We start from the raw sequence: 9,924 nt of genomic DNA, 5'->3' as shown, positions 1-9,924 counted from the left end.
GCCCAGTACAGGATCGCGATCATGATGGTGACCAGGACCACCAGGACGGGCCACTTGGCGATCGACCACACCGTCAGCGCGCTGTCCCCGACCCCGAGCGCGGTGCCGGCCTGCCGGGCGAGGCCGCCGCTGAAGACGACGATCAGCGAGCTGATGACGGCCAGCAGCATCAGGGCGACCGTCACACCGACGCGCACCGGGAGGATCTTCCAGACGGGGCGGCCCTCGGGCATGTCGTAGATGGCGTTCGCGGCGCGGATGAAGGCCGCCACGTACCCGGACGCGGACCAGATGGCCAGCACCAGGCCGACGATCGCGACGATCGAGCCGATGCCCGCCTTGCCCTGGAGCTGCTCCACGGCGCGGGTCAGGATGTCGCGGGCCGGGCCGGGCGCGAGCTGTTTGAGGTTGTCCAGCACCTTGTCGGTGGTCGACTTCCCGGTGATGCCGAGCAGGGAGACCAGAGCCAGCAGGGCGGGAAAGAGCGCGAGCACCCCGTAGTAGGTCAGGGCCGCCGCTCGGTCGGTCAGTTCGTCCTTCTTGAACTCGCGCAGGCTCCCGGACAGGACCTTTCCCCACGACTGTTTGGGAAGGTCGGTCGGGGTGTCCGGGGCCCGCTCCTCCACCTCGGGCTCGGGGCCGGCCTCCTCGGGACGCGGCGTGTCGTCACCACTTTCGTGGTCTTTGCTCCCGGTAAGACTCGATTTAGCCATGTTTGCCGGGTACCCCCGCTCGCCGAGTTGAGCACCTTCGGGCGACGGCTCCGCGACATGTTCCGAGGGGGGGGCGGGGCCGGAGCGGGTACCAGGGGCCGAGCGTCGTCGCAGCTCGTCATCCGTGCCACATGACAGAGCCCCGAGTTGTGTCAAAGGCGCGGATGCAGGTACTCGTCCCAGCGAGGACCGCCCCCTGCCGCTCGACGCAGCGACGCACAGTCGGGCGTCCCCTCCGCCCCTCGGCCCGGTCCGACGGGCAGTCGCCGGGTGAAGGACCGCGCGGCACACCGACGCGTGACGCCAATGAGGAGACACCCGTGCCCGAATCAACCGTCCCCGCCCTCTCTCCGACCCCGCGGGCCGACACCGGCTCGCGGCGGACGGACAGACCCCCGCCCTCACCCCGCACAGCCCCGGCGCCCGGGGACGCGCCCACCATCACCGTCGCCTCGGTCCCGGCGGGCCATGTCTACGTACGACACCTGTCTCCGCCGGAAGGGGACCACGTCACGCGGCTGGACGACCCCCGCCCCTGCGGCGCCCCCAGCGGCTCCCAGCAGTGGTGGCCGCCGGTCATGCTCGACCCGGACTGGGTCGAGCGGAACGCGGACGCCTTCGACGTCTTCCACCTGCACTTCGGCTTCGACGCGCAGAGCCCCGGCGCGCTGCGGGAACTCCTGGAGACCCTGCGCCGGAAGGGCAAACCGCTCGTCTACACCGTCCACGACCTCGTCAACCCGCACCACCGCGACGAGGGCGCGCACCGGGCGCAGCTCGACCTGCTCGTCCCCGCCGCGGACCGGCTCGTCACCCTCACCCCGGGCGCGGCGGAGGAGATCGCCGCGCGGTGGGGCCGTACCGCGCTGGTCCTGCCGCACCCGCACGTGGTCGAGGAGCCCGAACTGACCCGCCCCAGACCACGGCACGGCCGGTTCGTGGTCGGCGTCCACGCCAAGAGCATCCGCCCCAACATGGACCCCCTCCCGGTGGTGAAGGTGCTCGCGGACGCCCTCGCGGACCTTCCCGACGCGGTACTGCGTGTCGACTGCCATCCCGACATCGACGATCCGGCGAGCCACTGGTACGCGCCCGGAGTGCTCGGCGAACTGCGCGGACTGGAGCGGGCGGGGCTGCTGGAGCTGAGCGTCCACGACTACTTCACCGACGCCGCCCTGTGGGACTACCTGATCGGACTCGACGTCTCGGTCCTGCCCTACCGGTTCGGCACTCATTCCGGGTGGCTGGAGGCCTGCCACGACCTGGGCACCACCGTCCTGGCCCCCTCCTGCGGCTTCTACGCCCAGCAGCGGCCGTGTCTCACATACGGCCACGACCGGCGGGGACTGGACGCGGCCTCGCTGCGCGACGCGGTGCGCACCGCCTACGAGGAACGTCCCGCATGGCGGGCCGACCCGGCGGACCGCGCCCTCGAACGCCTGGACATCGCGGAACGGCACGCCGCTCTCTACGGGAGCCTGCTGTGACCCCGACCGAGCGGACCGGGCCGGTGACGAGCCGCGCTCCGCTGCGGATCGCCCTCATCGCCTCCGCCCGCCACCCGATCCGCGACCCCTTCCCCGGCGGCCTGGAAGCGCACACCTGGACGCTGTCCAGAGCGCTGCGCGCCCGCGGTCACGACGTCACCATCTTCGCCGGACCGGGGTCCGACCCGGCCCTCGGCGTGGTGGAGCTGCCGCTGCGGCCGGCCGGCATCAGCGAGGCCGCCCGGAACGACGCCAGCATGGTGGCCGCGCAATGGGTGGGGGAGCACCACGCCTATCTCCAGCTCATGCTCGACCTGTCACGGGGGCCGGCGCGCTTCGACATCGTGCACAACAACAGCCTGCACTACCTGCCGGTCGCGATGGCCCCCGCGCTCTCCGTCCCGGTCGTCAGCACCCTGCACACCCCGCCCACACCATGGATCGAGGCCGCCATCCAAGGAGGCCCCGACTGCCCGGTGCACTTCAGCGCGGTCAGCGATCACACCGCCGCGGCCTGGCGGCACGTCGTGCCCGCCGCCACCGTCGTCCGCAACGGCATCGACACCCGCCGCTGGCACCAGGGCCCCGGCGGAGAGGAACTGGTCTGGTCGGGGCGGATCGTGCCGGAGAAGGGTGCGCATCTCGCCATCGACGCCGCCCGGATGGCCGGCCGGAAGCTGCGGCTCGCGGGACCCGTCGGGGACACGGAGTACTTCGACGCCCGTATCCGCCCCCGGCTGGACCGTGCGATCACCTACGTGGGGCACCTTCCCCAGCCCGAACTGTGCGAGCTGGTCGGATCATCGGCCGCGGCCGTCGTGACCCCTTGCTGGGACGAGCCCTACGGACTGGTCATCGCCGAGGCGCTGGCCTGCGGCACGCCCGTCTGCGGCTTCGCGCGCGGGGCCTTGCCCGAGATCGTCACCGACGACTGCGCCCGCCTCGTACCGCCCGGCGACCGCACGGCCCTCGCCAAATCCATCGAACCCACGATCGGTTTGAGCCGGACCGCCGCCCGGCGTCACGCCGAGTCCTTCTGCTCCATGGAGAGCATGACCCGGGACTACGAACTCCTCTACCGATCGGCGTCGGCATGATCGGCTACTACGTCCACCACCAGGGCAGCGGCCACCTCAACCGCGCCCGGACCATCGCCAGGCACTGCCCGCTGCCGGTGACCGGCCTGTCCACCCTGCCGCGGCCCGGCGACTGGCCCGGGCCCTGGGTGCGGCTGCCGGCCGACGACGACGGCGACCCGACCGCCTTCGGCGACGTGACGGCCGGCGGCCGATTCCACTGGGCGCCGATCCTTCATGCCGGGCTGCGCGGACGCATGGCGCTGATCGCCCAGTGGATCGCCGATACCTCGCCGCGCCTTCTGGTCTGCGACGTCTCCGTCGAAGTGGCCGCGCTCGCACGGCTCCTGGGGACCCCCACCGCCGTCGTGGCCATGCGCGGCGAACGCACCGACGCTCCGCACCGGCTCGCCTACGACCTCGCGGACCTCCTTCTCGCTCCCTGGCCAGCCACCCTGCCCGAGCCAGGCTGGCCCCGGAACTGGCGGGACAAGACCGTCCACACCGGAGCGTTCTCCCGCTTCGACGGCCGGCCGCCGCTTCCCCACGAGGAAGAGACGGCGGACGCGACCGGCGGGGAACGCCCCCCGAAGGTGCTGCTGATGCTGGGGACGGGCGGGACCGACATCTCTCCCGGCGACGTGAAAGCCGCCCGGGAAGCCACGCCGGGCTGGCAGTGGACGAGGCTGGGCGGCCCGGACGCCGGATGGTCGGCCGACCCCTGGCCCGCGCTGTGCGCCGCGGACGTCGTGATCACCCACGCCGGCCAGAACGCGGTGGCCGAGTGCGCCGCCGCCCGCCGCCCGGCTGTGGTGGTCCCGCAGGAGCGGCCCTTCGGCGAACAGACCGCCACCGGACGCGCCCTCACGCGCGGCCGGCTCGCGGTCGTCACCCCCGGCTGGCCCGAGGCCGAAGCGTGGCCGGGCCTGCTGGAGCAGGCACGCGCCCTCGGCGGCGACGGCTGGCCCCGCTGGGCACCCGGCGACGGAGCGGCCCGGGCGGCGAGGGCGCTGGCGGATGCCGTGTCTGGGGCGGGTGCCGGGGCCGTGAAGGGGTCGGCGGATGCCGCGACTCGGGCGGGTGCCGGAGCCGCGAACGGGTCGGCGGATTCCGCGACTCGGGCGGGAGCCGGAGCGAAGGCGCCGTCCGGGGCGGGTCCCGGAGATGCGCAGGCGCCGTCGGGTGCCAAGTCTCGGGCGGACGCCGGGGTCGCCAAGGCGTCGGCGGGTGCCGCGTCTCAGTTGAGCGCCCGGCCTGCGAAGGGGTTGGCGGATGCCACGACTCAGGCGGGCGCTGGAGCCGCCAAGGGGTCGGCGGGTGCCGGGGCCGCGAACGGGTCGGCGGATGCCGCGTCTCGGGCGGGTGCTGGAGCTGCCAAGGCGTCGGCCGATTCCGCGACTCGGGCGGGTGCCGGAGCTGCGAACGGGTCGGCGGATTCCGCGTCTCGGGCGGGTGCCCGCTGATGCGCACCGCCGTGATCACCCTTGCCGCCGGCAGACACGACCACCTCCGCCGCCAGCAGGCCGGCCTGGCCGCCGGAACGCGGCAGCCCGACGAGTACGTGGTCGTCGCCATGGACGATCCCGGCCTCGCCTCGGTGCTCGAACGCGGCCGGACTCCCCCGGCGACCGTCCTTGACTGCGCCGTGCGTGACGGGAACCTGCCCCTGGCCCGGGCCCGGAACCTCGGCGCGGCCCACGCCCTGGAGAACGGGGCCGACCTGCTGGTCTTCCTGGACGTCGACTGCGTACCCGGCGAACGGCTGGTGGAGCGCTACGAGGAGACGGCCGGCGACCCCGCCCATCGCCGTTCCCTGCTCTGCGGCACGGTCGCCTACCTGCCGCCGCCCGGCCCGCTCGGCTACCGCCTGGACAGCCTCGCCACGCTCGCCGACCCCCACCCCGGCCGGCCCGACCCCCCGCCCGGAGAGACGGTCGAGGGCACGGACCACACGCTGTTCTGGTCGCTGTCCTTCGCCCTGACCGCGGACACCTGGCACGCGGTCGGCGGGTTCTGCGAACGGTACGAGGGGTACGGCGGCGAGGACACCGACTACGGGCAGCAGGCCCGCGCCGCCGGCGTACGGCTCCTGTGGACAGGGGGCGCACCCGCCTTCCACCAGTACCACCCGGTCTCCCGGCCCCCGGTCGGCCACCTGCACGACATTCTCCGCAACGCCGCCGTCTTCCACGGGCGGTGGGGGTGGTGGCCGATGGGTGACTGGCTCGCGGAGTTCGCGGCCCGAGGTCTCATTCACTGGAACGGCCCGGACGCCCGCTGGGAAGCAGGTGCCGCGCCGGCGGAGGCGACCGCGCCGGACCCGGCGGAACCGACCGTCCTTGACTAGCCGGTGCCGGTCGTCGACTAGCCGGTGCCGGTCGTCGCGGCGCCGGTCAGGGGCGGGTGGGGACGCGCAGGGCGAGGAGCGCGGTGTCGTCGCTGGCCCACCCGTCGTGCCGGGCGGCCAGCGCGGCGCCGATCTCCTTGACGGTGACGGCCGCGTCCATGCCGTGGGTGGCGGCGAGCGCCTCGGCCAGTTCGCGTTCCCCGAAGACGGGCTGTCGTCGCCCGGCCGGAGTACCGGGACGGGGACGGGCCTCGCAGGCCCCGTCCGTGTACAGCAGGAGAAGGTCCCCCGGGCCAAGGCGGTAGCGGACGTCGGTGAGGCTCACGGTGTCCAGCACGCCCAGCAGGGTTCCAGGCGTCCCGAGTTGCCGCACCCGGCCGTCCGCGCGGCGGACGAGGACCGGAGGGTGGCCGGCCAGGCAGACGCGGCCCGCCACACCGCCCGGCGTGGTCCGGAAGGCGGTGTACACGGCGGTGATGAACCGGGGTGCGCGCTGGCTGAGCATGGCGGTGTTCAGCCGGTCCAGCAGTACGGCGGGGGAGGCGATGTCCGCCGCGTCCGCGCGGACGGTGTAGCGGGCCATCGAGGTGACCTGCGCCGCCTCCACCCCCTTGCCGCAGACGTCGCCCATCACGGCCCCGTAGTACGGGCCCCGGGTGTGGAACAGGTCGTAGAAGTCGCCGCCGATCTCGACATCGCTCTGCCCGTCGACGGACGCGGGCAGGTAGGAGGCGGCGGTGTCCAGACCGGGCACGGGCCGCAGGACCGGCGGCAGCAGGCCCTGTTGCAGGGTGCGGGCGAGCGCGGTCGAGGCGCGGTGGGCATCGCGTGCGGCGGCCAGGCTCTGGCGCAGATGGATCTCGGCGGACACGGAGTGCGCCAGGGTGGCAAGCGTCTCCAGGTCGCCGGGGGACCAGACGCGGGGCTCGTCGTCGATGACGCAGAAGCTGCCGAGGACGTGACCCTCCGGGGAGAGCAGCGGGTAGCCGGCCCAGGCTCCGATGCGCATCGGAGCCACGGAGGGATGGTCACGGGTGCGCGGGTCGGTGGCGGCGTCGTTCACGACGAACGGTTCGCCGCCGAGGCCGACCAGGAAGTAGCAGAAGCTCTCGTGCACGGGATTCTGCCGCTCGGCGACGGTTCCGGCGTCCACGCCGACGCACGACTTCCAGAACGAGCGGTCCGCGTCGACCAGGGTCACGAAGGCCCGCCCGGCCCCGGTGATCCGGACCGCCAGTGTCGCGAGGTTCTCGAAGGCCTCCTCCGGCTCGGTGTCCAGGAGAGCGGTCGCGGTCACCGCGTCGAGCCGCGCGGGATCGGACAGCGCGGCCGGCAGCCCGTCCGGTCGGGTCCCCGCCTCGTATCGCACATCCGCCACTTCGCCACCGCCTGACAGTCTTCTACGCTTCTATGCTTCTACGGGTTTCCACGGGTTTCCAGCTGCGTAGCAGGTGCTACCACGCGGCCGATATCTGGTCGTATCAACGCCTTCTGATCAGTCCCGGCAAGTGTTGCACTGTTGCCGGCCGCACCGGCTGGTTAGGCTGTACGCGCGTCCCTGTCCCTGGCGCGTTCTGTCGATGGACGGCGCCGGCTGTGTCGGTTCGACCTGGGATCGCCTTCTGGTGTCACTTTCGGACGTGTGCCCCGAAACTTCTCGGCGAGCCGCAGCGTACGTTTCTCGGCGGAATCCACCCGATTCCTCAAGTCTGCCCGTACGCATGCGTCGCTTCGCCGGGGGTGCGGGTGGGGGAAGCCAGGCAGCGTCATGCGTGTGCGGATCCTCAACCGGAGCAATGGCCGGGCGACCGTCTTTCTGGAAGGTGACATCGACTTGGCCACCGTCTCGGGCGTGTACGGCGCACTCGCGATGTGCGCGGCCTACGGGGTCACGGGCGTCGACGTCGACCTGAGCGCCGTCCGTTTCTGCGACGCCAGCGGGCTGAACGCCTTCCTCGGCGCCGCCAAGTGGTCCGCCGGCTCCGCGAGCGACGTACGGCTGCACCGCCCGGTCCCGGCCGTGCGGCGGCTTCTGGACATCACCGGCACCGGGTTCCTGCTCGCCGGCGCCGTGCCCGGCCGCACGCCCCGGCACGACGGGTGCCCGCCCTCCAGTGACGCCGCATGATCAGCGACCGGATGGCGGAGATCCTGCGGCGGCTTCGCACCGACGCCTGGCCGGACGCGGTCGCGGACGCGGCCGGGCCGCTCGGCGTGGAGGGGATCTCGGTCTGTGCCGCCGGCAGACCGGGGGTGAGTGAGATCCTCTGGTCCTCCGGAGGGGTCGCGGACGACTTCGAGGACCTTCAGGTCATGCTCGGGGAGGGCCCGGGCCGGGACAGCCTGACCAGCGGCGCCGTGGTGCGCGTACCCGATCTCGCCCGTGTGCGGGAGGACCGCTGGCCGGCCCTGCTGACCGAGGCGTCCGATCTGGCCGTCCAGGCCGTCTTCTGCTTCCCTCTGCGGATCGGCGCCATCACACTGGGAGTGCTGACGCTGTTCCGGCGGGTGCCCGGGCCGTTGACATCCGCTCAGGGCGAGGATGCCGGCGCACTGGCGGCCGCCCTGACCCACCGGGTCCTGGACCTCGGACTCCCCCTGCTCTCGTCACCCGAGGGAGCGGACCTGCCCCATCACCACGCGGTACTGCACCAGGCGACGGGCATGGTCAGTGTCCAGCTCGAGGTGCCGTTGGCGGAAGCGCTGCTGCGGCTGCGCGCGCACGCGTACAGCAACAGTCTCAACCTGACCGAAACAGCACGGGACATCGTGGCCCGACGGCTGCGGCTGGCCCCCGAGCCGCACCCGACGGGCGGCGTCGACGAAGCAGACGAGGACTGATCTCCATGACCACCCGAAACCAGCAGCTCACCGAGGTCTTCGTCGAGGTAGCGGACTCCCTGATCGACGACTTCGACGTCATCGACTTCCTCCAGAACCTGTCCGCCCGCTGCGTGGAACTGCTCGACGTGGCCGCCGTCGGAGTCCTGCTCGCCGACGACCACGACCGGCTCCACGTGCTGGCCGCCTCCGACGAGGACACCCGCCTGCTGGAACTCTTCGCGCTCCAGCACGACCAGGGCCCCTGCGTGGACTGCTACAGCGACGGCCGGGCCCTGGTCGGCGTCAGCCTCACCGGCGCCGACGCGGCGGCGAGGTGGCCCCTGTTCACCCGCAGCGCCCGCGATACCGGGTTCGTCGCCACCAACGCCCTGCCGCTCCGCCTGCGGGGACGGGTCATCGGAGCGCTCGGCCTCTTCCAGAACAGCCCCGAACCGCTCAGCGCCCAGGACCTCGAACTCGCCCAGGCGCTCGCCGACGTGGCCACCATCTCGATCCTCCAGCAGCGCACCCTCGCGCAGACCGAGACGGAGCGGGACCAGCTCCAGTACGCCCTCAACAGCCGCGTCATCATCGAACAGGTCAAGGGCATCCTCGCCGAACGCTGGCAGATCACCATCGACGAGGCCTTCGCCGTCTTCCGCGCCTACGCCCGCGCCCACAGCCGCAAGCTCTCCGAACTCGCCCGCGAAGTCGCCGAGGGCAGGCAGGACACCGACACCATCCGGGCCTACAAGGCACGCCGAGGTGGGACGACACCCCGATGACGGGTACGCGTTCTCCATGAACTCACCCGTCACCGCCATCGGCGGAACACCTGGAAGCCCCCTTGGCCCGGCCTCGCCGTCGACCGCCTGGCTGACGGCCCTGGACCGCGTCGAGAGAACGACCATCGCGGACCCGGCGATCCGGACCCTTCAGCGGACCATCCGCTCCCTCCCGCTCGGCGATGTCCGCGATCTGCTGCGCGGCAAGCCGCTGGGACACCCCGTGCACCCCGTCCTCGTGCAGGTGCCCATCGGATGCTGGCTGTCGGCGGCCGTCCTGGACCTCACTCCCACCGGCCGCGCCGCACCCGCCCTCCTCACGGCTGTCGGCCTCGCGGGGATCGCCCCGGCCGCTCTCGCCGGATGGGCCGACTGGGCCGACCTGCCACCCGAGCCCGCCCGGGTGGGCCTCGCCCACGCCGTCACCAACGTCGCCGCCGTCGCCTTCTACGCCGCCTCCCTCGCCGCCCGGCTGCGCGGCCGGTCCACGAAGGGCAAGATCTGGTCGCTCGGCGGTCTGGCGGCCGTCGGCCTCAGCGGCGCCCTCGGCGGCCACGTGGCCTACCGGCGGGCGACCGGCGACGGGCCGGCGGGACAGCCGACGGCACCGTGACCCCGGCACCCCTCGGCCGCGATCACACCCGGTTACTATGCTCACTTCACGCCGGGGCCCGCCGGAACCCGCCGGATTCT

Annotated in this window: 10 protein-coding genes; 8 read left to right on the top strand and 2 right to left on the bottom strand. The window is 72.9% G+C overall.

Going from position 1 to position 9,924, the window contains the following annotated elements; all coding sequences use genetic code 11:
- The coding region (locus AB0912_RS27210) for a YihY/virulence factor BrkB family protein (protein ID WP_366704246.1) at positions 1 to 713 on the bottom strand (713 nt) is incomplete at its 3' end.
- Between the two features lie 320 nt (positions 714 to 1,033).
- Here AB0912_RS27210 and AB0912_RS27205 point away from each other — a divergent pair.
- Genes AB0912_RS27205 through AB0912_RS27190 form a run of 4 tightly spaced genes read left to right on the top strand, consistent with a single transcriptional unit; the run spans position 1,034 to position 5,623 of the window.
- Entirely contained in the window at positions 1,034 to 2,200 is a 1,167-nt protein-coding gene (locus tag AB0912_RS27205; protein ID WP_366704244.1) for a glycosyltransferase, read from the top strand.
- Complete coding sequence (locus AB0912_RS27200) at positions 2,197 to 3,297, top strand: glycosyltransferase family 4 protein (RefSeq protein ID WP_366704242.1); 1,101 nt, start codon at positions 2,197 to 2,199, stop codon at positions 3,295 to 3,297. Before AB0912_RS27205 ends, AB0912_RS27200 begins: the two co-directional genes overlap by 4 nt.
- Positions 3,294 to 4,739: a glycosyltransferase gene (locus AB0912_RS27195; protein ID WP_366704240.1), complete on the top strand. Its 1,446-nt coding sequence runs from the start codon at positions 3,294 to 3,296 to the stop codon at positions 4,737 to 4,739. Before AB0912_RS27200 ends, AB0912_RS27195 begins: the two co-directional genes overlap by 4 nt.
- A complete protein-coding gene (locus AB0912_RS27190) occupies positions 4,739 to 5,623 on the top strand; it encodes a galactosyltransferase-related protein (protein ID WP_366704238.1) in 885 nt (294 codons plus the stop codon). Before AB0912_RS27195 ends, AB0912_RS27190 begins: the two co-directional genes overlap by 1 nt.
- 46 nt (positions 5,624 to 5,669) lie before the next feature.
- On the opposite strand, the gene AB0912_RS27185 is transcribed toward AB0912_RS27190, so the two are convergent.
- Entirely contained in the window at positions 5,670 to 6,992 is a 1,323-nt protein-coding gene (locus tag AB0912_RS27185) for a GAF domain-containing SpoIIE family protein phosphatase (protein WP_366704250.1), read from the bottom strand.
- A gap of 399 nt (positions 6,993 to 7,391) precedes the next feature.
- On the opposite strand from AB0912_RS27185, the gene AB0912_RS27180 reads away from it, so the two are divergent.
- The 4 genes from AB0912_RS27180 to AB0912_RS27165 are packed head-to-tail and all read left to right on the top strand — an operon-like array spanning position 7,392 to position 9,844.
- Complete coding sequence (locus AB0912_RS27180) at positions 7,392 to 7,751, top strand: STAS domain-containing protein (RefSeq protein ID WP_366704236.1); 360 nt, start codon at positions 7,392 to 7,394, stop codon at positions 7,749 to 7,751.
- On the top strand, positions 7,748 to 8,464 hold the full coding sequence (locus tag AB0912_RS27175; protein WP_366704234.1) for an ANTAR domain-containing protein: 717 nt from the start codon (positions 7,748 to 7,750) through the stop codon (positions 8,462 to 8,464). The genes AB0912_RS27180 and AB0912_RS27175 overlap by 4 nt, the downstream gene beginning before the upstream one ends.
- 5 nt (positions 8,465 to 8,469) lie before the next feature.
- Positions 8,470 to 9,231 carry a GAF and ANTAR domain-containing protein gene (locus tag AB0912_RS27170; RefSeq protein ID WP_366704232.1) on the top strand — a complete coding sequence of 254 codons (762 nt, stop codon included), beginning with the start codon at positions 8,470 to 8,472 and terminating at the stop codon, positions 9,229 to 9,231.
- Positions 9,232 to 9,247: 16 nt separating this feature from the next.
- Positions 9,248 to 9,844 carry a DUF2231 domain-containing protein gene (locus AB0912_RS27165; RefSeq protein ID WP_366704230.1) on the top strand — a complete coding sequence of 199 codons (597 nt, stop codon included), beginning with the start codon at positions 9,248 to 9,250 and terminating at the stop codon, positions 9,842 to 9,844.
- Positions 9,845 to 9,924 lie beyond the last annotated feature (80 nt).

Source organism: Streptomyces sp. NPDC007084 (genome assembly GCF_040703595.1).
In the GTDB taxonomy this organism is placed as follows: Bacteria; Actinomycetota; Actinomycetes; order Streptomycetales; family Streptomycetaceae; genus Streptomyces.
Note: the sequence above shows the minus strand (reverse complement) of the source record. Positions and strands in the feature narration are given on the sequence as shown.

Excerpts from the sequence above, each read along its gene's own strand:
- AB0912_RS27195 (WP_366704240.1), top strand. The coding sequence starts at position 3,294 with ATGATCGGCTACTACGTCCACCACCAGGGCAGCGGCCACCTCAACCGC.
- AB0912_RS27190 (WP_366704238.1), top strand. The coding sequence starts at position 4,739 with ATGCGCACCGCCGTGATCACCCTTGCCGCCGGCAGACACGACCACCTC.
- AB0912_RS27180 (WP_366704236.1), top strand. The coding sequence starts at position 7,392 with ATGCGTGTGCGGATCCTCAACCGGAGCAATGGCCGGGCGACCGTCTTT.
- AB0912_RS27175 (WP_366704234.1), top strand. The coding sequence starts at position 7,748 with ATGATCAGCGACCGGATGGCGGAGATCCTGCGGCGGCTTCGCACCGAC.
- AB0912_RS27170 (WP_366704232.1), top strand. The coding sequence starts at position 8,470 with ATGACCACCCGAAACCAGCAGCTCACCGAGGTCTTCGTCGAGGTAGCG.
- AB0912_RS27165 (WP_366704230.1), top strand. The coding sequence starts at position 9,248 with ATGAACTCACCCGTCACCGCCATCGGCGGAACACCTGGAAGCCCCCTT.